This is a genomic window from Nocardioides sp. Z21_20 (genome assembly GCF_059766585.1).
Genome location: NZ_JCBAJX010000008.1, coordinates 54,340 through 77,575 on the forward strand (window position 1 = coordinate 54,340; position 23,236 = coordinate 77,575).

20 protein-coding genes are annotated in these 23,236 nt (G+C 74.0%); 9 read left to right on the forward strand and 11 right to left on the reverse strand.

Features of this window, described 5'->3' with window-relative positions; translation table 11 throughout:
- Positions 1 to 32: 32 nt before the first annotated feature.
- The 3 genes from AC6EH9_RS13580 to lipB all read right to left on the reverse strand — a co-directional run bounded on the left by AC6EH9_RS13580 (position 33) and on the right by lipB (position 2,876).
- On the reverse strand, positions 33 to 1,037 hold the full coding sequence (locus AC6EH9_RS13580) for a hypothetical protein (RefSeq protein ID WP_498423875.1): 1,005 nt from the start codon (positions 1,035 to 1,037) through the stop codon (positions 33 to 35).
- The gene (locus AC6EH9_RS13585; protein ID WP_498423877.1) at positions 1,034 to 2,038 is read right to left on the reverse strand and encodes an ABC transporter ATP-binding protein; all 1,005 of its coding nucleotides are present in this window, start codon (positions 2,036 to 2,038) and stop codon (positions 1,034 to 1,036) included. The genes AC6EH9_RS13580 and AC6EH9_RS13585 overlap by 4 nt, the downstream gene beginning before the upstream one ends.
- A 100-nt stretch (positions 2,039 to 2,138) precedes the next feature.
- Positions 2,139 to 2,876: a lipoyl(octanoyl) transferase LipB gene (gene lipB / locus AC6EH9_RS13590; RefSeq protein ID WP_498423879.1), complete on the reverse strand. Its 738-nt coding sequence runs from the start codon at positions 2,874 to 2,876 to the stop codon at positions 2,139 to 2,141.
- A 104-nt stretch (positions 2,877 to 2,980) separates the two neighbouring features.
- On the opposite strand from lipB, the gene AC6EH9_RS13595 reads away from it, so the two are divergent.
- A complete protein-coding gene (locus AC6EH9_RS13595) occupies positions 2,981 to 3,514 on the forward strand; it encodes a hypothetical protein (protein WP_498423881.1) in 534 nt (177 codons plus the stop codon).
- Here the strand turns inward: AC6EH9_RS13595 and AC6EH9_RS13600 are convergent.
- From AC6EH9_RS13600 to lpdA, 3 genes are all read right to left on the reverse strand, one after another.
- Entirely contained in the window at positions 3,497 to 4,396 is a 900-nt protein-coding gene (locus AC6EH9_RS13600; protein ID WP_498423884.1) for a TIGR01777 family oxidoreductase, read from the reverse strand. The two genes, AC6EH9_RS13595 and AC6EH9_RS13600, sit on opposite strands and share 18 nt — an antisense overlap.
- An 85-nt stretch (positions 4,397 to 4,481) precedes the next feature.
- Entirely contained in the window at positions 4,482 to 6,287 is a 1,806-nt protein-coding gene (sucB, locus tag AC6EH9_RS13605) for a 2-oxoglutarate dehydrogenase, E2 component, dihydrolipoamide succinyltransferase (RefSeq protein WP_498423886.1), read from the reverse strand.
- Between the two features lie 60 nt (positions 6,288 to 6,347).
- Positions 6,348 to 7,727, reverse strand: coding sequence for a dihydrolipoyl dehydrogenase (lpdA, locus tag AC6EH9_RS13610; protein ID WP_498423888.1), 1,380 nt, complete (start codon positions 7,725 to 7,727; stop codon positions 6,348 to 6,350).
- Positions 7,728 to 7,892: 165 nt separating this feature from the next.
- On the opposite strand from lpdA, the gene AC6EH9_RS13615 reads away from it, so the two are divergent.
- A complete protein-coding gene (locus tag AC6EH9_RS13615; RefSeq protein WP_498423891.1) occupies positions 7,893 to 8,210 on the forward strand; it encodes a hypothetical protein in 318 nt (105 codons plus the stop codon).
- A gap of 1 nt (position 8,211) precedes the next feature.
- On the opposite strand, the gene AC6EH9_RS13620 is transcribed toward AC6EH9_RS13615, so the two are convergent.
- Positions 8,212 to 9,798 (reverse strand): leucyl aminopeptidase, encoded by a 1,587-nt coding sequence (locus tag AC6EH9_RS13620; protein ID WP_498423893.1) that lies wholly within the window; start codon positions 9,796 to 9,798, stop codon positions 8,212 to 8,214.
- A gap of 43 nt (positions 9,799 to 9,841) precedes the next feature.
- Here AC6EH9_RS13620 and gcvT point away from each other — a divergent pair, with 43 nt between their 5' ends.
- The gene (gene gcvT, locus AC6EH9_RS13625; RefSeq protein WP_498423894.1) at positions 9,842 to 10,957 is read left to right on the forward strand and encodes a glycine cleavage system aminomethyltransferase GcvT; all 1,116 of its coding nucleotides are present in this window, start codon (positions 9,842 to 9,844) and stop codon (positions 10,955 to 10,957) included.
- 318 nt (positions 10,958 to 11,275) lie between these two features.
- On the opposite strand, the gene AC6EH9_RS13630 is transcribed toward gcvT, so the two are convergent.
- Both AC6EH9_RS13630 and AC6EH9_RS13635 read right to left on the reverse strand, forming a co-directional pair.
- Positions 11,276 to 12,058, reverse strand: coding sequence for an adenosylcobinamide-GDP ribazoletransferase (locus tag AC6EH9_RS13630; RefSeq protein ID WP_498423896.1), 783 nt, complete (start codon positions 12,056 to 12,058; stop codon positions 11,276 to 11,278).
- A gap of 32 nt (positions 12,059 to 12,090) precedes the next feature.
- Positions 12,091 to 13,464: a bifunctional adenosylcobinamide kinase/adenosylcobinamide-phosphate guanylyltransferase gene (locus AC6EH9_RS13635; protein ID WP_498423898.1), complete on the reverse strand. Its 1,374-nt coding sequence runs from the start codon at positions 13,462 to 13,464 to the stop codon at positions 12,091 to 12,093.
- A 38-nt stretch (positions 13,465 to 13,502) separates the two neighbouring features.
- Between AC6EH9_RS13635 and AC6EH9_RS13640 the strand changes: the two genes are divergently transcribed.
- From AC6EH9_RS13640 to AC6EH9_RS13665, 6 genes are read left to right on the forward strand one after another with little or no spacing between them, the layout of a single operon-like run.
- Positions 13,503 to 13,769 carry a hypothetical protein gene (locus tag AC6EH9_RS13640; RefSeq protein WP_498423900.1) on the forward strand — a complete coding sequence of 89 codons (267 nt, stop codon included), beginning with the start codon at positions 13,503 to 13,505 and terminating at the stop codon, positions 13,767 to 13,769.
- A 33-nt stretch (positions 13,770 to 13,802) separates the two neighbouring features.
- A complete protein-coding gene (locus tag AC6EH9_RS13645; protein ID WP_498423902.1) occupies positions 13,803 to 14,612 on the forward strand; it encodes a thymidylate synthase in 810 nt (269 codons plus the stop codon).
- Entirely contained in the window at positions 14,609 to 15,100 is a 492-nt protein-coding gene (locus tag AC6EH9_RS13650; RefSeq protein WP_498423903.1) for a dihydrofolate reductase, read from the forward strand. The genes AC6EH9_RS13645 and AC6EH9_RS13650 overlap by 4 nt, the downstream gene beginning before the upstream one ends.
- 57 nt (positions 15,101 to 15,157) lie before the next feature.
- The gene (locus AC6EH9_RS13655) at positions 15,158 to 16,084 is read left to right on the forward strand and encodes an LLM class F420-dependent oxidoreductase (protein ID WP_498423904.1); all 927 of its coding nucleotides are present in this window, start codon (positions 15,158 to 15,160) and stop codon (positions 16,082 to 16,084) included.
- Positions 16,085 to 16,113: 29 nt separating this feature from the next.
- On the forward strand, positions 16,114 to 17,016 hold the full coding sequence (dapA, locus tag AC6EH9_RS13660) for a 4-hydroxy-tetrahydrodipicolinate synthase (protein WP_498423905.1): 903 nt from the start codon (positions 16,114 to 16,116) through the stop codon (positions 17,014 to 17,016).
- A gap of 8 nt (positions 17,017 to 17,024) precedes the next feature.
- On the forward strand, positions 17,025 to 18,716 hold the full coding sequence (locus AC6EH9_RS13665; RefSeq protein ID WP_498423906.1) for a ribonuclease J: 1,692 nt from the start codon (positions 17,025 to 17,027) through the stop codon (positions 18,714 to 18,716).
- On the opposite strand, the gene cydD is transcribed toward AC6EH9_RS13665, so the two are convergent.
- Together cydD and cydB are read right to left on the reverse strand one after the other, a co-directional pair.
- Positions 18,691 to 22,119: a thiol reductant ABC exporter subunit CydD gene (gene cydD, locus AC6EH9_RS13670; protein WP_498423907.1), complete on the reverse strand. Its 3,429-nt coding sequence runs from the start codon at positions 22,117 to 22,119 to the stop codon at positions 18,691 to 18,693. The two genes, AC6EH9_RS13665 and cydD, sit on opposite strands and share 26 nt — an antisense overlap.
- A 97-nt stretch (positions 22,120 to 22,216) precedes the next feature.
- A complete protein-coding gene (gene cydB, locus AC6EH9_RS13675) occupies positions 22,217 to 23,236 on the reverse strand; it encodes a cytochrome d ubiquinol oxidase subunit II (protein ID WP_498423908.1) in 1,020 nt (339 codons plus the stop codon).

Below are 23,236 nucleotides of genomic sequence, written 5' to 3' on the forward strand. Positions count from 1 at the left end.
ACGCCCGTCCCGGAAGCGGTCCGCCGCTGCCGTCAGGGCACGTCACGGCGCCGAAATGCCAGCAGCGAGAGGAGGGCGGAGGCGCCCAGCAGGGTGCCGAGGTAGCGGGTCGCCTCGGTGGTGGTGAGGACCTGCTCGCCGCAGTCCTCGGCCCCCCGCGCCCCGTCGCACAGGCTGTCGTCCCAGTACTCGACGCCGTCGTAGAGCACCGCGAGAACGTTGCTGTGCAGCATCCAGCGCTGGGGGTCCGGCAACGGCAGCGCGCCGACCAGGAACGCGCCCACCACGACCGCGGCGAACAGCACCCCCAGCGTGGCCACCGTGCTGCGGAAGAGCATGGTGAGGGCGTAGGCGCCCAGGGCAGCCGCGACGGCCAGCACGACACCGCGACCGCTGAACCCGGTCAGGATCCGGACGATGTCGTCGTGGATCTCCTGGTCACGCGAGCGTGCGAGCGCCCACAGCGCGGTCCAGTAGGCGCCCAGGACCACGGTGCAGGTGGCCAGGGTGGCCAGCACCACCACCGCGGCCTTCGCCGCCCAGACCCGGGTACGGCGGACCTCGAAGAGCAGCTGGTTGCTCATCGAGCCGTTGTTCCAGTCGGCACCGGCGAACGTCGTGCCGATCAGCATGGCCAGCACCGCCAGCACCAGCACCACCGCGGTGCCGGTCTCGTACCTCTGCTGGATCAGCGAGAGCGTGGGCCGGTAGAGGAAGTCCTCCGCGCTGGGCACACTGCGCTCGCGGCAGGCCGTCTCCACCGCGGCTGGGTCCACCGCGGCCGGGTCTCCTGCGTCCGCGGCCTTTGCGGTGCGGCGCTGCACGCAGCGGCGTACCTCGTCCTCGACCCAGGGCTCCGCGGCGAAGGTGGCCGCCTCCTGCTCGGCGCGGTCGTGATCGGCTTCGGTGAACGGACGGGTCTGGTAAGCCAGCCCCACCCCGATGCACACGGGAACGACGACCGCGGCGGCGAGCAGCATGAGGACGGCGCGTCGCCACCGCAACCGGGTGAGCTCGACGCGGATCAGCCGGATCATCGCAGCGCCCCCTCGCCGGTCGGGGCGCCGAGGCTGTCCCCGGCGGTGAGGTCGAGGAAGACGCTCTCCAGGTCGGCGCGTACCGGGGTCAGCTCCGAGAGCCAGACGCCGCCGTCGGCGAGCACCCGGGTGACCTCGTGGGGCGGTCGGTCGGTGTCCACGCGCAGCGTGGCGCCGGGCTCGTCCGCGGCGGAGCGCGGGTCGGGGTCGGGCTTGACCGCGAAGCCGGCCGCACGCAGCAGCCGGGTGGACGCCTGCGGGTCCGCGACCCGGACCCGGAGCCGGCCGACGCCGGCGCCCATCAGCTCGTCGACCGTGCCCGAGGCCAGCAGCCGGCCGCGTCCGATGATGGTCGCCGAGGTGCACACCTGCTGCACCTCGGCCAGGATGTGGGAGCTCAGCAGCACGGTGACGCCGGCGTTGCCGAGCCCGCGGATCGTCTCGCGGATCTCGCGGATGCCCGCCGGGTCGAGCCCGTTGGTGGGCTCGTCGAGGATCAGCAGATCCGGCTGCTTGAGCAGCGTCGCCGCGATCGCCAGGCGCTGCTTCATGCCCAGCGAGTAGCCGCGGTAGCGGTCCCGGTCCCGGGCGGTCAGCCCGACCGTCTCCAGCGAGGCGTCGACGCGGGTGCGCGGCACGCCGATCGAGCCGGCGAGCAGGGCGAGGTTCTGGCGTCCGGTGAGGCCGGGGGAGAACTTCGGCGACTCCACCACGGCCCCGACCCGGTCGATCACCGCCGGCAGCCGCCGGGGGACCGGGGTCCCGAACAGCGCCATGCTGCCCGAGGTGGCCGAGGCCAGCCCCAGCAGCATCCGGATCGTGGTGGTCTTGCCCGAGCCGTTGGGGCCGAGGAAGCCGTGCACGCCGCCCGCCGGCACCGCGAGGTCGAGGTCGGCCACCGCCACCCGACGCCCGCGACGTCCGTGGAACTCCTTGCGCAGTCGGTGGGTCTCGATCACCAGATCGCCCACCGGCACCTTGCTCGCCGCACTGCCGACCATCGGCACACCCCCGTGTTCTCGCCGATCCACCGCGCCCGTCGCCCGGTCCCGAACGAGATCGTGACAGGTCCGGGCTCCGGCCGTACGGAGAACGCGCGGGTCAGCCGCCCGGGGTGAGGATCTCGATGCGCGGGGTGCGAGCCGGGTCGGGGCGGGGCTCGTAGTCCGGGGTGGGCGTGTACGGCGCCCAGGCCAGCAGGTCGGCGAAGTGCCGCTCCACGCTGGGCAGGACCTCCTCGACGCTGACGCGCCGGCCCAGCTCGGTCGAGAGGGAGGTGACCCCGGCGTCGGCGATGCCGCACGGCACGAAGCGGTCGTACCAGCCGAGGTCGACGTCGCAGTTGAGCGAGAAGCCGTGCATCGCCACGCCCCGGCTGACCCGGATCCCGATCGCGGCGATCTTGCGCTCCGGACGCAGGCCCGCGCCGGGCTCGTCGGCGCGCAGCCAGACCCCGCTGCGGCCCGGGACCCGGGCCGTGGTGACGCCCAGGTCGGCGCAGACCGCGATCAGGGCCTCCTCGACGCGGCGTACGTAGTCGACGACCAGCACGTGCTCGGGCAGCCGCACGATGGGGTAGCCGACCAGCTGACCGGGCCCGTGGAAGGTGATCTTGCCGCCGCGGTCGACGTCGATGACGTCGGCCGTGCCGGGATCGGCGGGACGCTCGTGGGGCTGGGTGCGCTTGCCGCAGGTGAAGACCGGCGGATGCTCGAGCAGCAACACGGTGTCGGGCCGGCGACCGTCGGCGACGGCTGCGTGCACCTCGCGCTGGAGCTCCCAGGCGGCGCGGTAGTCGAGGGCGTCCGGGCCGAGGCCGGCGATCGTGAAGTCAACCACGCAGCGAGCCTACGCCGCAGCCGGCGCGGTCGGCGCCGGTGCCCGGTCGGCGGCCCTGTGGAGGAGCGCCGACGCCGGCGTCGCCCACCCGCCATGCTGGAGCGGTGACCGCGCGCCGCAGCCTCCTGCTCGTGGTGGCGCTCTGCGTGCTCGCGGCGACGCTGACGGGGGTGCTGTGGCGCCTGGAGACGCGGCGCGCCCCGACGCTGGCGACGAGCGCGCAGGGCCCGGCCGGCTCGGAGCTGCAGCAGGCGCTCGCGGTCCTGCGGGAGTGGGACGCCGCCCGGGCCGCGGCGTACGCGCGTGGTGACGTGGTGGCGCTGCGCGCGCTGTACGTGACCGGCTCGGGGGCCGGCGCCCGGGACGCGGCGATGCTGGGCCGCTACGTCGCACGCGGGCTGGTGGTGCGCGACCTGCGCACCCAGATCCTGCGGGCCCGGCTGCAGGACGCGAGCGCGGGCCGCTGGCGCCTCTCGGTCACCGAGCGGCTCGCCTCCGGTCGGGCGGTGGGGCCCGGCACGGACCAGGCGCTGCCGCGGGGCCGGGCCCGCACGCGGACGGTGCTGCTGGTCCGCGAGGACGAGCGGTGGCTGGTGGGGGAGGTGCGGGCCGCCGGACGCTCAGCCGAGGGCGGCTGAGAGCACGTCGCGCACGTCGTGGTCGCGGAACGCGAAGCCCGCCCGCAGCAGCGCGGCCGGGTGGGCGTTGACCGAGCCGAGGACCTCGGGGGCCATCGCGCCGGCGGCACGGCGAAGCATCGGCGCGGGAACGGCGAGCAAAGCGCGCCGGGACACCGCCGAGGCCAGCGCGTCGGTGAACTCGGCGTTGGTGGGGGTGTGGGGGCAGCACAGGTTGAAGGCGCCGGCGGCTCCCGCGTCCTCGGCCAGGAACGCCACCGCGCCCACCCAGTCGCGCAGCGAGATCACCGGGAAGTGCTGCCTGCCGTCGCCCAGACGGGCGCCCAGCCCGAGCCGGAACAGCGGCAGCATCGGGCGCAGCGGGGGGCTCGCGCGATCCAGGACCGGGGCGGTGCGCAGCACGCAGACTCGGGCCCCGGCCTCGCGGGCGGGCTCCGCGGCGGCCTGCCAGTCGCGGCTCACGCTCGTCAGCAGCGCGTCGCCGCGGCTCTCGTCGTTTTCGGTCAGCTCGGCGAGCCCGTGGTCGCCGTAGTAGGAGATGCCGTTGCCGGCCAGGAACGCCGGTCCTCGCGCGCCTGCCCGGGCGTCGGCGATGGTCCGGGCCAGCAGCGCGGTGGTGCTCACCCGGCTGGTGCGCAGCTGCTCGGCCCACCGCCGCGAGTGCGGGTTGCCGGCGGTCGGGGACCCGGCCAGGTTGACCACGACCTCGGCGCCGGCGACCAGCTCGGTGTCGACCTGGTCGGCGTAGGGGTCCCACACCGACTCGTCCGGCGTCCCCGTCGCGCGGCGTACCAGCCGGGTGACGCGGTGGCCGCGCTCGCGCAGCTCGGTGACCAGGTGGGAGCCCAGGAACCCGGAGGAGCCGGCGACGACGACGTGCATGACGCCAGCGTGACACACACCACCCGGTGGCCCTCCGCGGACGGAGGACCACCGGGTGGTGGGTGGTGCGTGGTGGTGCGGGTGCTCAGACCTCGAACTGACCGGCCTCGAGGCGCTGCTTGACCTCGGAGAGGAACCGGGCGGCGTCCGCGCCGTCGACCAGGCGGTGGTCGTAGGTGAGCGCCAGGTAGCACATCTGGCGCACCGCGATCGTCTCGCCGAGGTTCGCGTCGTCGATCACGATCGGCCGCTTGACGACCGTGCCCGTGCCGAGGATCGCGACCTGCGGCTGGTTGATGATCGGGGTGTCGAACAGCGCGCCGCGGCTGCCGGTGTTGGTCAGCGTGAACGTGCCGCCCGACAGCTCGTCGGGGGTGATCTTGTTGGTGCGGGTCCGCTCGGCGACGTCGGCGATCTTGCGGGCGAGCCCGGCGATCGACAGGTCCCCGGCGTCCTTGACCACGGGGGTCAGCAGGCCCCGGTCGGTGTCCACGGCGATCGCGAGGTTCTCGCGGTCGTAGTAGGTCACCTCGCCGGCCTCGGTGTCGATGGCGGCGTTGAGCGAGGGGTGCTGCTTGAGCGCGTCGATGGCCGCCTTGGCGAAGAACGGCATGAAGGACAGCTTCACGCCCTCGCGGGCCGCGAAGTCGGCCTTGACCGAGTCGCGCAGCCGCGAGATCGCGGTGACGTCGACCTCGACCACGGTGGTCAGCTGCGCCGAGACCTGCAGCGACTCCACCATCCGCTTGGCGATGACCTTGCGCAGACGGCTGAGCTTCTCGGTCTTGCCGCGCAGCGGGGACGGCGCAGCCGCGGCGGGGGCGCCCTCGGTGGCCGGCGCCTCGGCGGCAGCCGCCGGGGCGGGAGCCTCCTGAGCCTTCGCCGCGTCCAGCACGTCCTGCTTGCGGATCCGGCCACCCACGCCGGTGCCGGTCACCGACGCGAGGTCGACGCCGTGCTGGGAGGCCATCTTGCGCACCAGCGGGGTGACGTAGCCGTGACCGTCACCCGCGGCGGCGGGCTGCTCGGTCTGCGTCGCGGGCTGCTGAGCCTGCTGCGGGGCGGGCTCGGCCTTGGCGGGCTGCTCGGGAGCGGGCTCCGCGGCGCGCGCCTGCGGCTCGGGCTGCTTCTCCTGGGCCGGCTCCGGGGCGGGCTCCGGCTCGGGCTCGGGCTCGGGCTGCTTCTCCTCGGCTGGGGCGGGCGCGGGGGCCGACTCCTGGGCGGGGGCGGGCTGACCGGAGCCGATCACCGCGAGCTCGGCACCGACCTCGACGGTCTCGTCCTCCTCCACCTTGATCTCCAGCAGGGTGCCGGCGATGGGGGAGGGGATCTCGGTGTCGACCTTGTCGGTGGAGACCTCGAGCAGCGGCTCGTCGACGGCGACCTCGTCGCCCACCTTCTTGAGCCAGCGGGTGACGGTGCCCTCGGTGACCGACTCGCCCAGCGCAGGCAGCGTCACCGAGGTGCCGGAGCCGCCCTGGTCGCCACCGGAGGCGGCGGGCTGGGACTGCTCGGGCTGCTCGGCGGGCGGCTCGGGGGCCGACGGCTCCTCGGCCTGCTCCGGCTCCGGCTCGGGCTCGGGCTCGGGCTCGGCGGGGGCCTGCTCCTGCTCGGGCTGGGCCTGCTCGCCGCCGCTGTCGCCGCCGCCTTCGCCGGCGTCACCGATGACGGCGAGGATCTCGCCGACCTCGACGGTGTCGTCCTCGTTGACGCGGATCTCCAGCAGGGTGCCGGCCACGGGGGAGGGGATCTCGGTGTCGACCTTGTCGGTGGAGACCTCGAGCAACGGCTCGTCGACCGCCACCGTGTCTCCGACCTGCTTGAGCCAGCGGGTGACGGTTCCCTCGGTGACGGATTCGCCGAGTGCCGGCAGGTTGACTTCGGTGGCCATGGAAGGTTCCTTCGCTCGCGTCGTGTGTCTGGTCGGGTCCTCGGTGAGGACGTGTCTGGGTCAGGAGTGGGCGTGCAGAGGCTTGCCGGCGAGAGCCAGGTGGGCCTCGCCGAGAGCCTCGTTCTGGGTGGGGTGCGCGTGGAGCAGGGTGGCGACGTCCTCGGCGTGGGCTTCCCAACCGTAGATCAGCTGGGCCTCCCCGATGAGCTCGCCGACCCGGTCGCCGACGAGGTGGAGGCCCACCACGGGGCCGTCCTTCTCGCGGACCAGCTTGACGAACCCCTGGGTCTTGAGGATCTGGCTCTTGCCGTTCCCGCCGAGGTCGTAGGTCACCGTCTCGACCGCGTCCGCGCCGTACGCCGCGCGCGCGGCGGCCTCGCTGAGGCCGACCGAGGCGATCTCCGGGCTGGAGTAGGTCACCCGCGGGATGCCCGCCTCGTCTAGGGGGGCCGGCGCCAGGCCGGCGATGTCCTCGGCCACCAGGATGCCCTGGGCGAACCCACGGTGCGCCAGCTGCAGGCCCGCGACGATGTCGCCGACCGCGTAGACGCCGTCCACGCTGGTCCGGCAGCGCTCGTCGACGACCACGAAGCCGCGCTCGCGGGCGACGCCCTGCTCGTCGTACCCGAGCCCGTCGGTGGCCGGGCCCCGGCCGACCGCGACGAGCAGCAGCTCGGCCTCGAGGACCTCGCCGCCCTCGAGGGTCACCGCGACGCCGCCGTCGACGGGCTTGCTGCTCTGCAAGGGGGTGCCGGTGCGCAGCGCGATGCCGCGCTTGCGGAAGGCGCGCTCCAGGGCCGCGGAGGACGCCTCGTCCTCGGCGGCGACCAGCCGGGGGAGGGCCTCGACGATGGTCACCTCGGCGCCGAAGCTGCGCCACAGGCTGGCGAACTCGCAGCCGATCACGCCGCCGCCGAGCACGATGACGGAGCCGGGCACGCGGTCCAGGGACAGGGCGTGCTCGGAGGTGAGGACGCGCTCGCCGTCGACGTCCAGGCCGGGCAGGCTCTTGGCAGCCGAGCCGGACGCGAGCACCACGTGGCGCCCGGTCCAGGCCTTCGCGTCCACGGTGACCTCACGGGGCCCGGTGAGACGACCCTCGCCCTCGATCACGGTGATGCCGCGGGTGCGGACCAGACCGGTCAGGCCCTTGTGCAGGCGCCCGACGACGCCGTCCTTGTAGGAGTTCACGCCGGCCATGTCGATGCCGTCCAGGCTGGCGCGGACCCCGAACCGGTCGGCGTGGCGGGCGGAGTCGGCGACCTCGGCGGCGTGCAGGAGGGCCTTGGTGGGGATGCAGCCGATGTGCAGGCAGGTGCCGCCGACCTTGCTCTTCTCGACGAGTCCCACGGTGAGGCCGAGCTGGGCCGCGCGCAGGGCGCAGGCGTAGCCGCCGGAACCCGCTCCCAGGATGAGTACGTCGAAGTCGGCGTCGGCCACCGTGGTCCTTTCCTCCCCCAGATCTCGGGCACGAGAGCTCGTGCCGGGTCGAAGTGCGGTCCATCCTCGCACTTCCGCCCAGCCTGTCCACACCGGGTCTCCGGCGGGACAGGGCAGACTGGGGGCATGGGTTTGTTCGATCGACTTCGTGGCTCACGCCCCCGCATGCGCCGACCGGCCGCCGACGCGACCCGCACCGGCTCCACCCAGGTGCGCGCCTCCGACAACGCCGATCAGGCGCACCTGCTGGAGTTCGTCCGCCAGCACCGGGGGGTCGAGGGGTTCGTCGAGCCCCGCACCGCGGTCAGCGACGTGACCCTGCTGCTGGTGGCCCACGACGGGGAGTGGACGCGTCGCCGGGTGCCCTCGGTCAAGTGGGCGCACGAGTTCGCGAACCTGCACCAGGTGCCCTCCTACGACGCGGCCGTGGTCGGCATCCCGCAGCGGATGCGTGACTACAACCGTCGGATGAAGAGCAGCTGACTCAGGCCTGGGGCGCGTCGGAGTCGTCCGGGTCGTCGCCGTCGGCCGCGACGTCCACCGCCCCGTCCACCGCGGTGGCCCGCTCGGCGAGGCCGCGGACGTAGTCGACCAGCGTGGCGGTGCCGAACCCGGTGCCGCCGGAGGTGACGTGGCCCCAGGGCCCGGCGCCGTTCCACGACGGCCCCGCGATGTCGATGTGGGCCCACGGCAGGCCGCCGGTGAACTCGCGCAGGAACGCGCCGGCGAACAGGCCGCCGCCCCAGCGGACCCAGTCGTGCTGGGCGAGGTCGGCGACCTTGCTGCTGCGGATCCGCTCGCTCATCTCCTCGGGGATGGGCATCGGCCACAGGGCCTCGCCGGCCCGCGCGCCGGCCTCGATCACGGCCGGCACCACCTGGTCGTCGCCCAGGACACCGGCGACCTTGTCGCCCAGCGCCAGCACCATGTGCCCGGTGAGGGTGGCGATGTCGATGATCACGTCGGGCTCGGTCTCGCCTGCGCGCACCAGCGCGTCGGCCAGCACCAGGCGGCCCTCGGCGTCGGTGTTGGTGACCTCGACGGTGCGCCCGCCGTACATGGTGAGCACGTCGCCGGGGCGCATCGAGTCGCCGGAGACCATGTTCTCGGCCATCGGCGCGAACGCCGAGACCCGCACCGGCAGGCCGAGGGCGGCGATCGCGAACGTCGCCTGGATCACCGACGCGGCTCCGGCCATGTCGCTCTTCATCGTCGCCATGCTCGAGCCGGGCTTGATGGTCAGGCCGCCGGAGTCGAAGGTGATGCCCTTGCCGACCAGCGCCACGTGGGCGACGGCGTCCTCGGGCGCCCAGGTGAGCTCGACCAGTCGCGGCGGAGCGTCCGAGCCGCCGCCGACGCCGAGGATGCCGCCGCAGCCGAGCTCGGCGAGGCGCTGCTCGTCCAGCACCGTCAGGCCGACCTTCGGGGCGCCGCGGCCCTTGGTGAGCTTCGCGTGCGCCGCGGTGACCGCGTCGGCGAACTTGGGCGGGGTCAGGTCACCGGGCGGGGTGTTGACCCAGTCGCGGACCCCGGCGATGGCGGCGGCGACGGTGCGCGCGGCCTCGAACGCCTCGCCGGCCTCGTCGCGGCGCGCGATCGGGCTGAGCACGGTGACGGTGCCGGCGTCGGTGGGGTCGGCCGCGGTGTCCTGCTTGTACGCCGTGAACGAGTAGCCGCCGAGCAGGTGGCCCTCGGTAACCGCGCGGACCAGCTCCGGGGTGTCGGCGGGCAGCGCGAGCGCGACCGAGGCGGCGTTGGGGACGGCGCGGGCCGCGGCGCCGGCCGCACGCCGTACCGCGACGGCGTCGAGGGCGTCCTCGCTGCCGAGGCCGACCAGCACCAGCAGCGGTGAGGCGATGGTGCCGGCGGTGACGACCTTGACCGCCTCGCCGGCCTTGCCGCTCACCCCGAGGGTGGACAGCAGCGGGCTGAGCTTGCGGCCGTAGGCGTCGGCGACGTCCTGCGCGGCGGGGACCAGGCGCGGCCCCTTGGGGGTCTGCACCACCCCCGCGACCACTGCGTCGGCTCGGGTCTTGGCGGGGCTGGCACTGCGCAGGCTGTAGGACGTCACGGACGCAGGATAACGAGAAGCGCCGCTGGGGTAGGTTGCGGCCATGTCTGAGCACCCCACCCCGCCGGCGCTGCTGACCTCCCCGCTGCATGAGCGCCACGTCGCGCTCGGCGCCAAGCTGGCGGAGTTCGGCGGCTGGGAGATGCCGCTGGAGTACGCGACCGGCACCCTCAAGGAGCACGCCGCGGTGCGCGACGCGGTCGGCGTCTTCGACGTCAGCCACCTGGGCAAGGCGATCGTCAGCGGGCCCGGCGCCGCGGCGTACGTGAACCGCACCCTGAGCAACGACCTGGGCCGGATCGCGCCGGGGCAGGCGCAGTACACGCTGTGCTGCGACGCCGAGACCGGCGGCATCGTCGACGATCTGATCGTCTACCTGCACTCCGAGGAGAAGGTGCTGCTGGTCCCCAACGCCGCCAACACCCCCGAGGTCGTGCGCCGCCTCGCCGCGCAGGCACCCGAGGGGGTGAGCATCACCGACCACCACCGCGACTACGCCGTGCTCGCCGTCCAGGGCCCGCACGCCGACGACCTGCTCGCGGCCGTCGGGCTGCCGGTCGGGCACGCCTACATGTCCTTCACCGTCGCCGACTTCGCCGGCACCGGGGTGGTCGTGTGCCGCACCGGCTACACCGGCGAGCGCGGCTACGAGCTGATCGCCGGCAACGACGTCGCCCTCGAGCTGTGGGACGCCCTGCTCGAGGCCGGGCGGGCCTTCGGCGCGGTGCCGTGCGGGCTGGGCGCGCGCGACACGCTGCGCACCGAGATGGGCTACCCGCTGCACGGGCAGGACATCAGCCTCGACGTCACCCCGGTCCAGGCCCGGATCGGCTTCGCGGTGGGCTGGAAGAAGCCGGAGTTCTGGGGCCGCGAGGCGCTGCTCGCCGAGCGGGAGCGCGGCCCCGAGCGGCTGCTGCGCGGCCTGCTCGCCATCGGCCGGGGCATCCCGCGCCCGGGCATGTCGGTGAGCCTGGTCAAGGACGTGCCGCTGTGCGAGATCACCTCGGGGACCTTCTCGCCGACTCTGCGCACCGGCATCGGCCTGGCCCTGGTCCCGACCATGGTCGCCCCCGACGCGCAGGTGGGCGTCGACATCCGCGGGCGCCGCGAGATCTTCCAGCTGGTGGACCCGCCGTTCGTGGAGTCGCACGTGCGCTGAGGGTGGCTGGTCGGGCGGGGGTGGCTGGGTGGCGGGGTGGCTGATTCCCCGGTCGGCCGGGGAAGCCTGATGTTGTCCGGCGAAACTTCGCCCGACAACATCAGTAGTTGACTGTGCGCATTACCTCATCGGCCACAGCGGCCTCATCGGTCACGGCCGGGGCGCCCGCTGGCGTCGGAACCCCCGGTCGACCGGGGAAACCTGATGTTGTCGGGCGAAGCTTCGCCCGACAAGTGCAGCGATCGCCGGTCGGCCGGGGAAACCGACGCCCCCGCACGCCCCCGACACCCCCGCACCCACCCGCGCGCCGCCGCGCCCTCAAGCAACGAGCGCGGCGACCACCAGGACGGCGGTGAAGGAGGTCTCGACGGCGGCGCCGTAGACGTCACCGGTCAGTCCGCCGAACCGCCGCCCAGCGTGTACGGCGAGCAGCGCGCCGGCCGCGATCCCGACGGGTACGGCGAGCGCCAGTCCCGCCGCGACCTCGCCCACCGGGTAGCCCGCGGGCAGCGCCCAGCCGCCGAGCAGCGCCCAGCCAGCGCCGCCGGCCAGGACCAGCGTGAGCGCGGCGGCGACGAGCGCCAGCCGGGCCGACACCGTGCCGGCCACGGTGGCGCCGAGGCCGTCGGGCCGGGCGGCCGGGAAGCGGTGGGTGCACAGCAGCGGCAGCACCGCGCGGCTGGCCACTAGTGCCACCGCCAGCGAGGCGGCGCCGGCGCCCGCCGCTACCAGCTCGCTGAGGGCGGCCACCTGGACCAGCAGCGTGAGCATGAGCGTCGCGACGCCGAAGGGGCCGATGTCGGACTGCTTCATGATCGCCAGCGCCGCCTCGCCGCGACGCCCGCTGCCGAGGCCGTCGGCGGTGTCGGCCAGCCCGTCGACGTGCATCGCCCGGGTCAGCGCGGCGAGCGCGGCGATGGCGAGCGCCGCCAGCAGCACGGCCGAGGCCCGCGACCAGTGCTCGGCGGCCAGCAACGGGAGGCCGGCCACCATCGCCAGCACCAGGCCGCCGGCGGGCGCAAGCGTCATCGCGAGTCCCGCGGTCGCCCGGTCCACCCGCCGGGGCGCGGGCACCGGCAGCGCGGTCAGCGTGCCGAGCATCAGCCGCAGCGCATCGCCTCCCAGCCCGCCCCTCACAGGTGCACGACCCGCCCCGCGACGCACCAGCGCACGTCCTCGGTGGCGTCGGCCACCCGGGCGTTGAGCAGGCCCATCAGGTCGCGGAAGCGCCGCCCGGACGCGCTGTCGGGTACGACGCCCTGGCCGACCTCGTTGGTGACCGCGACGACGCGCCGCGCCGTACCCCGCCAGGCCTCGACGAGCGCGTCGATCTCCGCGCGCACCGCCTGCTCGGCACGCGGCCACGTCGCGTCCGACCAGGCGTCGTGGGCGTCCATCACCCGGGTCAGCCACAGCGTCAGGCAGTCCACCAGCAGCGGCGAGCCGGGGGAGCGCAGCAGCCCGGCCAGGTCGAGGGTCTCGACGGTCTCCCAGTGCGGGGGCCGGCGCACGCGGTGCTCCCGGATCCGCTCGGCCCACTCCGCGTCGTCGGACAGCGCGGGGTAGGAGGTCGCGACGTAGGTGACCCCTGCGGCCCCGGCCAGCAGCCGCTCGGCCTCCTGGGACTTCCCCGAGCGGGCCCCGCCGGTGACCAGGGTCCGCAGCGGCCCGTCGTGTCGCGGTACGGCGCGGGTCACCGGGTCGAGCAGGGTGCCGTCGTCGACCACCCGCACGCCCCAGTCGGCCAGGCGCCGGGCCAGCTCGGCGGTCGGCGGGTTGTAGTGGGACAGGTGCACCGCGACCACCTCGGTGGCGGCGCCGAGGGCACCCACCTCCCGCAGCCGACGCAGCTGCTCGGGGAACGTGGTGAGGTCGAGGTGACCGGTGCCGGACAGGTCGCTGCGGTCCCCGAAGGTCTGCTCCATCAGCACCGTGTCCAGCGCGGCGCCGCGCAGCGCCTCGACGGTCTCCTCGGGCAGCGGCCCGGTGTCGGCGGCGTGCAGCACGCTGCGCCCCTCGGGGGTGCGGACCTCGTAGAGCACCGCGTCCGGGGCGCCGTCGCGGCTCAGCCCGGTCACGTGGGAGGAGGCCAGCACGCGCACGCCGTACCCGTCCAGGTCGAGGGTGTCGCCCGGGGCCACCGCCACGAACCGCACCTCGGTGTCGTCGGCCAGCCACGGGCGGCAGGCCTCGATCACGTCCGGGGGGCCGAGCACGGTCAGCGGTCCGGAGCTGACCCAGGAGCGGTGCAGCAGGAACGCGGGGGAGCAGTGGTCGGTGTGCTGGTGGGTGAAGAGCACGTAGCGCACCCGGTCCAGCGCGACCCCGTGCCGGGTGGCCGCCGCCGGCGTCTCCGGGCCACAGTCCAGCAGCAGCACGTCGTCGACGAGGGCTGCGGTCTGCGCTCGGGTGCGCCCGGCCGCCCGCTCGGCAGTGCAGGACGCGCAGGTGCAGAAGGGGTTGGGCCAGCCGTCGGCTGCGCCCGTGCCCAGGAGGCGGACGGTCACCGGAGAACCTTATGCGCGACCCGTCCTATGCTCGGCCCATGGTGAACCCTTCGGACGAGTCCGCGCCCACCTTCCGTCAGCCCGCGCCCACGGACCGACCGTGGTGGTGGCGGATGGAGAACGCCGCGGGCGAGGAGGTGGCTGTTTCCGAGGAGCTGGACGGCGCCCGCTTCGAGAGCCAGGGCGACGCGGAGTCGTGGGTCGGGGAGATCTGGGCCGACCTCGCCGCCGAGGGTGTCGACGCGGTGACGCTCTTCGACCTCGACCGCGAGGTCTACGGCCCGATGTCGCTGCACGCCTCCTGAGAACGCCGTCCCGGCGGGGCTAGGCTCGCCCCCGTGCAGCCCTACCTCGACCTCCTCCAGCGGATCCTCGACGACGGCGTGGAGAAGAGCGACCGCACCGGCACCGGCACGCTGAGCGTCTTCGGACACCAGATGCGCTTCGACCTGTCGGCCGGCTTCCCGTTGGTGACCACCAAGAAGGTGCACACCCGCAGCATCTTCGCCGAGCTGCTGTGGTTCCTGCGCGGCGACACCAACGTGCGCTGGCTGCAGGAGCGCGGCGTCAGCATCTGGGACGAGTGGGCCGACGAGGACGGCGACCTCGGGCCGGTCTACGGCCGGCAGTGGCGCTCCTGGCCGGCCCCGGACGGGCGGCACATCGACCAGCTCGCGCAGGTCGTCGAGCAGATCCGCCGCGACCCCGACTCGCGGCGCCACCTCGTCAGCGCCTGGAACGTCGCCGACATCGACAAGATGGCGCTGGCGCCGTGCCACGCGCTGTTCCAGTTCTACGTCGCGCCCTCGGCCGACGGGCCCGGCAAGCTGAGCTGCCAGCTCTACCAGCGCAGCGGCGACGTGTTCCTCGGCGTGCCGTTCAACATCGCCTCCTACGCGCTGCTCACCCACATGGTCGCGCAGGTCACCGGGCTGGAGGTCGGCGACTTCGTGCACACCCTGGGCGACGCGCACCTCTACCTCAACCATCTCGACCAGGCCCGGCTCCAGCTGACCCGGGAGCCGCGCCCGCTGCCCACGCTGCGCCTCGACGAGTCGGTGAGCGCACTCGACGCGTTCGAGCTCGAGCACATCACCGTCGAGGGCTACGACCCGCACCCGCTGATCAAGGCGCCGATCGCGGTATGACGACCCCCTCGGGCCAGCGCGTCGTGCACGTCGTCGCCATCGCGCGCAACGGCGTGATCGGCGACGCCGGCGACATCCCGTGGCGGATCCCCGGGGAGATGGCGCACTTCAAGGCCGTCACCATGGGCCACGTGCTGCTGATGGGTCGCGCCACCTTCGACTCCATCGGCCGCCCGCTGCCGGGACGCACCACGATCGTGGTCACCCGCGACCCCGCCTGGTCCCACGACGGGGTGGTGGTGGCCCACTCGGTCGACGAGGCGCTCGCGCTCGCCGCGTCGTATGAGGGCGACGTGATGGTCGCCGGCGGCGCCCAGATCTATGCGCTGACGATGCCGCTGGCCGACGAGCAGGTGCTGACCCGGGTCCCGCTCTCGCCGCCGGGCGACACGCACTACCCGGCGTACGACGAGGACGAGTGGACCGAGACCCGCCGCGAGGAGCGCGAGGGCTACTCGGTGGTGTGGCTGGAGCGCCGCGCCGCCTGAGGTGCGCCCGGTCGGCCGCCGAGGCGCGGCAACCGAGCGGATGGCAGGGTGGTGACCATGGAGCTGCGCATCTTCACCGAACCCCAGCAGGGCGCCACCTACGACGACCTCCTTCGCGTCGCCCAGGAGGCCGAGCGACTCGGCTTCGGAGCGTTCTTCCGCTCCGACCACTACCTGACGATGGGCGGCGACGGCCTGCCCGGGCCGACCGACGCGTGGACCACGCTGGCCGGCATCGCCCGCGAGACCTCCACCATCCGGCTCGGAACGCTGATGACCTCGGCGACGTTCCGCTACCCGGGGCCGCTGGCCATCCAGGTGGCGCAGGTCGACCAGATGAGCGGGGGCCGGGTCGAGCTCGGCCTGGGCGCCGGCTGGTTCACCGAGGAGCACGGCGCCTACGGCATCCCGTTCCCGGGCACCGTCGAGCGCTTCGACCGCTTCGAGGAGCAGCTCGCGATCGTCACCGGGCTGTGGTCCACGCCGGTCGGTGAGACATTCAGCCACGACGGCGAGCACTACCGCCTCGCCGACAGCCCGGCGCTGCCCAAGCCGGTCCAGCAGCCGCATCCGCCGATCCTGATCGGCGGCCTGGGCAAGCGGCGGACCCCGGCGCTGGCTGCCCGCTACGCCGACGAGTTCAACCTGCCGTTCGCCTCCGAGGAGACCACCGCCACCCAGTTCGGGCGGGTCCGGGCGGCCTGCGAGTCGGCCGGACGCGACCCCGGCGACCTGGTCTGGTCCAACGCGCTGGTGCTGTGCTGCGGCGCCGACGAGCCCGAGATCGACCGGCGCGCGGCGGTGATCGGGCGGGACAAGGCCGAGCTGCGTGAGAACGGCCTGGCCGGCACGCCCGCGGAGGTCGTCGACAAGATCGGCCGCTACCGCGAGCTCGGCGCGCAGCGCGTCTACCTGCAGGTGCTGGACCTCTCCGACCTCGACCACCTCGCGCTGGTGGCCGAGCAGGTCATGCCTCACCTGTGAGGTCGGCGCAGCCAGATAATGTGGTGCCCATGAGCACTCATGCCCCCGAGGCGCCGTTCGGCCGTGTGTTGACCGCGATGGCCACCGCCTTCCACGAGGACGGCTCGGTCGACCTGCACGCCACCGCCCGGATCGCGTCGTACCTCGTCGACAACGGCCATGACGGGCTGGTGGTCTCCGGCACCACCGGCGAGTCGCCGACGACCACGGTCGCCGAGGACGGTGACATCCTGCGCGCGGTCAAGGACGCGGTCGGCGACCGCGCCACGATCCTCGCGGGGGTGGGCACCAACACCACGGTGCACTCCGTCGAACTGGCCGAGCAGGCCGAGAAGATCGGCGCCGACGGGCTGCTGCTGGTCACGCCGTACTACAACAAGCCGTCCCAGAAGGGCGTGCTGCACCACTTCACCCAGGTCGCGCGGTCCGCGGACCTCCCGGTGATGCTCTACGACGTCCCGGGTCGCACCGCCACCACCATCGCGATGGAGACCTACGAGGCGGCGATCCGCCTGGACAACGTCGTCGCGGTCAAGGACGCCGTCGGCGACTTCGCCCGCGGGGTCCAGCTGACCCAGCTCGGCTACGCGGTCTACTCCGGCGACGACATCGCCAACCTCGGCTGGCTCGCGCACGGCGCGGCCGGTTTCGTCTCCGTGGTCGGCCACGCCGCCGGCAACGAGCTCAAGGCGATGGCCGACGCGTTCTTCGCCGGCGACACCGCCGGGGCGCTCGCCGTCTACACCCGGCTGCTGCCGGCGATCCGTGCGGTGATGGGGGTACCGAACTATGGGGCCACCACCGCCAAGGCGGCGCTGCAGCTGCTCGGGGTGCTCGACAACCGGCACGTGCGCAGCCCGCTGGTGGCTCTCGACGACGACGAGGTCGCCGCGCTGCGCGCCGGGCTCGCCGCATCGGGCCTGATCGACTGAGGAGACAGATGAGCCACCCGCACCCGGAGCTGACCGCGCCTGAGCCGCTCGCCCCGGGAGGTCTGCGGGTGATCCCGCTCGGCGGGCTCGGCGAGGTCGGGCGCAACATGACGGTCTTCGAGTACGACGACCGGCTGCTGATCGTGGACTGCGGGGTGCTCTTCCCCGAGGACCGCCACCCCGGCGTCGACCTGATCCTGCCCGACTTCGCCGCGATCCGGGACCGGCTCGACCGGGTGGAGGCGCTGGTCCTCACCCACGGCCACGAGGACCACATCGGCGCCACGCCGTACCTGCTGCGCGAGCGCGGGGACATCCCGCTGGTGGGCTCGGATCTGACGCTGGCCCTGCTCGGCTCGAAGCTGCGCGAGCACCGGCTGCGCGAGACGGTGCACCACGTGGTGCGCGAGGGGGACCGGATCTCCTTCGGCCCCTTCGACCTCGAGTTCGTGGCGGTCAACCACTCCATCCCCGACGCGCTGGCGGTCGCCATCCGCACCGGAGCCGGGATGGTGCTGCACACCGGCGACTTCAAGATGGACCAGCTGCCGCTGGACGGGCGGATCACCGACCTGCGGGCGTTCGCGCGACTGGGGGAGGAGGGCGTCGACCTCTTCCTCACCGACTCCACCAACGCCGAGGTGCCGGGGTTCACCGCCTCGGAGCAGGAGATCGCCCCGGTCCTGGACCGCACCTTCCAGCACAGCACCCAGCGGATCATCGTGGCCTGCTTCGCCTCGCACGTGCACCGGGTGCAGCAGGTCCTCGACGCTGCGGTCGCGCACGGGCGCAAGGTGGCCTACGTCGGTCGCTCGATGGTGCGCAACATGGCCATCGCCGCCGAGCGGGGCTACCTCCACGTCCCACCGGGCGTGCTGCTCGACGCCAAGGAGCTGGCCCAGCTGGCGCCCGAGCGGCAGGTGCTGATCTCGACCGGCTCCCAGGGCGAGCCGCTCTCGGCGCTGAGCCGGATCGCGCAGCGCGACCACCACTTCGTGCACATCGAGGACGGCGACACCGTCATCCTGGCCAGCTCGCTGATCCCGGGCAACGAGAACGCCGTCTACCGGGTCATCAACGGCCTCGCGCGCTGGGGGGCCCGGGTGGTGCACAAGGGCAACGCGCTGGTGCACGTCAGCGGCCACGCCAGTGCCGGGGAGCTGCTGTACTGCTACAACATCGTCAAGCCGGGCAACGTGCTGCCGGTGCACGGCGAGGTCCGGCACATGCAGGCCAACGCGGCCCTGGCCCGGGCCACCGGCGTGCCGTCCGAGCGGGTGGTGATCGCCGAGGACGGCGTGGTCGTCGACCTCGTCGACGGGGTGGCCTCGATCGCCGGGAAGGTCGAGTGCGGCTACGTGTTCGTCGACGGCACGAGCGTCGGCGGCGTCACCGAGTCCTCGCTGAAGGACCGGCGGATCCTGGGCGAGGAGGGCTTCATCTCGGTGATCGTGGTGGTGGACTCGGTGACCGGGAAGGTCTCGGCCGGCCCGGAGATCCACGCGCGCGGCTTCGCCGAGGACGACGCGACCTTCGAGGAGATCAAGCAGCCGATCATCGACGCGCTCGACCGGGCCGGGGCGGAGGGCGCCACCGACGCCTACCAGCTCCAGCAGATCGTACGGCGGGTGGTGGGGCGCTGGGTGAGCCGCACCCACCACCGCCGGCCGATGATCATCCCCGTGGTCGTGGAGTCCTGAGGGGCTCCTCCTGACCGAGGCGGACGATCTCGTCCATCTGGTCCAGCCCGACGGTGCCGTGGGTGATCCACACGACCGTGCGGTCGCTGGTGACCGCCAGCAGCTCGTCGGCGACGGCGCGGGCGGTCGGGGTGTCGAGGTGGGCGGTGGGCTCGTCGAGGACCAGCACGCGGTGGTCGGCCAGCAGCATCCGGGCCAGGCCGATCCGGGCCCGCTCCCCGCCCGAGACGGCCGCGCCACCGTCGCCGAGCCGGGTCTGCAGACCCTGGGGGAGCGCGTCGAGCCAGTCCCCGAGCCGGGCGGCCCGCAGCGCCGTCTCCACCTGGGCGTCGTCGGCGTCGGGGGCGGCGAGCCGGACGTTCTCCACCAGGGTGGAGCCGAACAGGTAGGGGTCGTCGTCGAGCAGCCCGACCACGCGCCGTACGTCGTCGGCGGCCAGGGCCCGCACGTCGATGCCGGCGACCTGGTAGCTGCCCGCGGTCGGGTCCAGGAAGCGCACCAGGACCGCGGCCAACGTGGACTTGCCGGAGCCGGAGGGGCCGACCAGGCCGATGCGGCGACCCGGGGGGAGGTCCAGCGAGATCGGCCCGAGCACGTCGCGCTCCTCCCAGGCGGCCTTCACCTCGTCGAGACAGACCGCGGCGTCCGCGGGGGACAGCGGGCTCGGCAGCGTGAGCGGGTCGACCGGGTCGGCCACCGCGGGCGGCAGCGTGGTGAGCTCGTCGAGGCGCCGGGTGGCGGCGCGGGTGGAGACCTGCAGGGCGCCGGCGTCGGCGACCGGGCTGAGCACGTCGACCAGGGCCAGCGGGAGCAGCACGAGCAGCGCCACGACCGGTCCCGAGACGGCGCCCTCGCGCAGCGCGGCGCCGCCGACGGCCGCCATCAGCACCACGCCCAGCCCGGCGGACAGCATCGGCCAGGTGCGGGCCAGGGCCAGCCAGTGGGTGGTGCGGTCGGTGGCCCGGGCCAGCACGGCGCCGGCCTGCTGGACGTGGTCGAGGGCGCGCGCGCCCGCCTGCCACTGGACGAGGTCGCGGGCGTTGGTCAGCAGCGAGAGGCTGCGCCGGGACAGCTCGGCGCGGGCGGTGACCTGCTCGGCCGCGTGCCGCGCCGTACCGTAGCGGGCGGTCGCCCAGGTCAGCGTGCCGGTGAGGAGCACCAGCGCGGCGGTGACCAGGCCGGCGGCGGGCAGGAACCAGGTCGCGACCAGCGTGGTGACCGCGCCGGCGCCCAGCCAGGTGACCAGCGGCATCCGGACCCGCAGCTGGTCGTCGAGCAGCGCGTCCACGTCGTCGACCACGGAGGCCAGCAGGTCCCCGCGGTGCCGGCCGAGCCGCCCGGGCACCAGCGGCACGAGCGCGTCGTACACGCTGGCGCGGCGCTCGGCCAGCTCGCGCAGGGCCACGTCGTGCGAGGTCAGCCGCTCGGCGTAGCGCAGCGCGGGCCGGGCGAGGCCGAAGGTGCGCACCCCGACGATCGCGACCATCAGCATCAGCACCGGCGGGTGCTCGGCGGCCCGGACGATCAGCCAGCCGGCGGTGGCGGTCAGCGCGATCCCCGACGTCGAGGCCAGCACGCCGAGCAGGGTGGCCAGGGCGAGGCGGGCGCGGGGGCGGGAGGGGGCGGGGTCGTCGGTTTCCCCGGTCGAGTCGCGATCCCCGCGCTTCCCACGCGTTCCTTCACCTGGGACGTGCAGGTTCGGCGACTGGACCGGGGAAACCGGCGCCGCCGGGGCATCCGGAGCCACCACAGAGTCCCGCGCCGTCAACGCCACCACCGTGTCCGCGGCGTCGACGAGCGCCTGGCTGTGGGCGACGGCGAGCACGCAGTGATCGCGGGCGAGGTCGCGCAGGGTGCGCAGCAGCACGTCCTCGGTGGCGGCATCGAGGTGGGCGGTGGGCTCGTCGAGGAGCACGAAGGGGCGCTCGGAGACGATCACCCGCGCCAGCGCGAGGCGGGCGCGCTGTCCGGCGGAGAGGCCGACGCCGTCCTCGCCGAGGGGGGTGTCGATGCCCAGCGGCAGCGCCTCGACCAGCTCGGTGAGGTCCACCCGCGACAGCGCGTCGAGCACCGCGGCGTCGTCGGCGTCGGGGCGGCCGATGCGGACGTTGTCGGCCAGGGTGCCGTCGGTGAGCCAGGGCCGCTGCGAGACGTGGGCCACCCGCGAGCGCCACGAGTCGGGGTCGAGGGAGGCCAGGTCCACACCGCCCACCCGGACCAGGCCGTCGGCGATCGGCACCTCACGCAGCAGCGCGGCGAGCAGCGTGCTCTTGCCGCACCCCGACGGCCCGGTGACGACGGTGAGGCCGCGGGCCGGGATACCGGCGTCGAGCGCCTCGAGGGCCGGCTGCTCGCGGCCCGGCCAGCGCACGCTCAGGCGGTCGATGCGCAGCGGGACCGGGCCGGTCGGAGCCGGCTCGGTGCCCGCGGCGGGCAGCGGCTGCGCGGTGAGGTCGTGGATCGCCTCGAAGGTCGCGGAGCCCTCGGCGGCGGCGTGGAACTCCGCGCCGACGCGGCGCAGCGGCCAGTAGGCCTCCGGGGCCAGCAGCAGCACGGTGAGAGCGGTCTGCAGCTCCATGCCGTCGGCGGCGAGGCGGAGGCCGACGAGGACCGCGACCAGGGCCACCGAGATCGTCGCGATCAGCTCGAGTGCGGCCGAGGAGGCGAACGCGAGCTTGAGGACGTCGGCGTTGGCGCGTCGGTAGCGGTCGGTGATCGCGCGGATCCGGGGCGCCTGTGCCCGCGCCCGGCGGTGCGCGACGAGCGTCGGCAGCCCGCGCACCACGTCGACGAAGTGGCCCGAGAGCTGGCTCAGGATGCGCCACTCCCGGTCGGCGCGGTCGCGGGTGCTCATCCCGATCAGCACCGCGAAGACCGGGATCAGCGGCAGCGTCAGCACCACCACCAGCGCGGAGAGCCAGTCCTGGGTGGCGATCGCCAGCACCGTCAGCGCCGGCAGCACTCCGGCCAGCACCAGCGTCGGCAGGTAGCGGGTGAGGTACGGCTCGACCGCCGCGACGCCACGGGTGGCGAGCAGGCCCAGCTCCCCGGAGCGGTGCGAGGCGCGGCTGAGCGCGTCCAGGTCGAGCGCGCGCTGCAGGACGGTACGGCGCAGGTGGGTGGCCACCTGTCCCGCGGCCCGGGAGGCGGCGGTGTCGACCAGGGCGCCGAGGAGTCCACGCCCGAGGGTGATGGCGAGCAGGGCCAGCGCCGGCCCGGCCCAGCCGTCGCCGGAGAGGTCGGCCTCCCAGCCGCCGGTGACCAGCCGGGTGACCAGGGTCGCGAGCGCGAACGCCTGCGCCACCAGCAGCACGCCGGCGAGGAGGTTGCCCACCACGACCACCGCCAGCGAGGCGCGAGCGGGGCGCAGGTGGGGGAGGACACGGGGGTCGAGGGGCTTCACGCAGCGGTCCTGGTTCGTCGGCGTTCGGTCTGGATCCAGCGTGACAGACGAGGGCGCCGCACCGGGGGGTCACCCACGGGCGGCGCCGTCGTCGTGCTCACTTGCCGCTGGCGGCCAGCTCTGCGGTCGGGATGTGGTGGATGGAGATGCGCTTGCGGAACACCCAGTAGGTCCAGGCCTGGTAGCCCAGCACGATCGGGGTGAAGATCGCGGCGACCCAGGTCATCACCGTCAGCGTGTACGACGTGGCGGCCGCGTTGGTGGTGTTCAGCGAGAACGCCGCGTCGGTGGTCGAGGGCATCACGTCGGGGAACAGCGCCAGGAAGAGGCCGGCGACGGCCAGCCCGATGGTCACGAACGTGCCGAGGAAGCCCCAGCCCTCGCGCCCGGCCATCGCCGCGAGGATCCCGGCGACCAGGGCGAGCGCGGCCGCCACGAACGCGACGGCGGAGGCCAGGGTGCCGGTCTCGGCCTGGGTCCAGACCAGGAAGATCACCGCGACCACGGCGGCGCCGGCGCCGAGCTTGACCGCGAGGTCGCGGGCCCGGTGGCGGATGTCGCCGTCGGTCTTCAGGGCCACGAACATCGCGCCGTGGGTGAGGAAGAGCAGCAGGGTGACCAGGCCGCCGAGCAGGCCGTAGGGGTTCAGCAGCGTGAACAGCGAGCCGGTGAACTCCTTGTCGGCGTCGATCGGCACGCCGCCGACGATGTTGGCGAAGGCCACGCCCCACAGCAGCGCCGGCAGGAACGAGCCGACGATGATGGCGCTGGTCCAGCGCGACTGCCACTGCTTCTCCGGGCGCTTGTGGCGGTACTCGAAGCCGAGGTTGCGCACGATCAGCGCCAGCAGGATCAGCAGCAGCGGCAGGTAGAAGCCGCTGAAGAGGGTGGCGTACCACTCCGGGAAGGCGGCGAAGGTGGCGCCGCCGGCGACCAGGACCCACACCTCGTTGCCGTCCCAGACCGGGCCGATGGTGTTGATCATGACCCGGCGCTCGGTGTCGCTCTTGGCCAGGACGGGCAGCAGCATGCCCACCCCGAAGTCGAAGCCCTCGAGGGTGAAGTAGCCGATCCATAGGACGGCGATGAGGATGAACCAGACAGTGGTGAGTTCCAT

Excerpts from the sequence above, each read along its gene's own strand:
- AC6EH9_RS13585 (WP_498423877.1), bottom strand. The coding sequence starts at position 2,038 with ATGGTCGGCAGTGCGGCGAGCAAGGTGCCGGTGGGCGATCTGGTGATC.
- AC6EH9_RS13630 (WP_498423896.1), bottom strand. The coding sequence starts at position 12,058 with ATGCTCGGCACGCTGACCGCGCTGCCGGTGCCCGCGCCCCGGCGGGTG.
- sucB (WP_498423886.1), bottom strand. The coding sequence starts at position 6,287 with ATGGCCACCGAAGTCAACCTGCCGGCACTCGGCGAATCCGTCACCGAG.
- cydB (WP_498423908.1), bottom strand. The coding sequence starts at position 23,236 with ATGGAACTCACCACTGTCTGGTTCATCCTCATCGCCGTCCTATGGATC.
- gcvT (WP_498423894.1), top strand. The coding sequence starts at position 9,842 with ATGTCTGAGCACCCCACCCCGCCGGCGCTGCTGACCTCCCCGCTGCAT.
- AC6EH9_RS13600 (WP_498423884.1), bottom strand. The coding sequence starts at position 4,396 with ATGCACGTCGTCGTCGCCGGCTCCTCCGGGTTCCTGGGCTCCCACCTG.
- dapA (WP_498423905.1), top strand. The coding sequence starts at position 16,114 with ATGAGCACTCATGCCCCCGAGGCGCCGTTCGGCCGTGTGTTGACCGCG.
- AC6EH9_RS13580 (WP_498423875.1), bottom strand. The coding sequence starts at position 1,037 with ATGATCCGGCTGATCCGCGTCGAGCTCACCCGGTTGCGGTGGCGACGC.
- AC6EH9_RS13650 (WP_498423903.1), top strand. The coding sequence starts at position 14,609 with ATGACGACCCCCTCGGGCCAGCGCGTCGTGCACGTCGTCGCCATCGCG.
- AC6EH9_RS13665 (WP_498423906.1), top strand. The coding sequence starts at position 17,025 with ATGAGCCACCCGCACCCGGAGCTGACCGCGCCTGAGCCGCTCGCCCCG.
- AC6EH9_RS13640 (WP_498423900.1), top strand. The coding sequence starts at position 13,503 with ATGGTGAACCCTTCGGACGAGTCCGCGCCCACCTTCCGTCAGCCCGCG.
- AC6EH9_RS13615 (WP_498423891.1), top strand. The coding sequence starts at position 7,893 with ATGCGCCGACCGGCCGCCGACGCGACCCGCACCGGCTCCACCCAGGTG.
- AC6EH9_RS13655 (WP_498423904.1), top strand. The coding sequence starts at position 15,158 with ATGGAGCTGCGCATCTTCACCGAACCCCAGCAGGGCGCCACCTACGAC.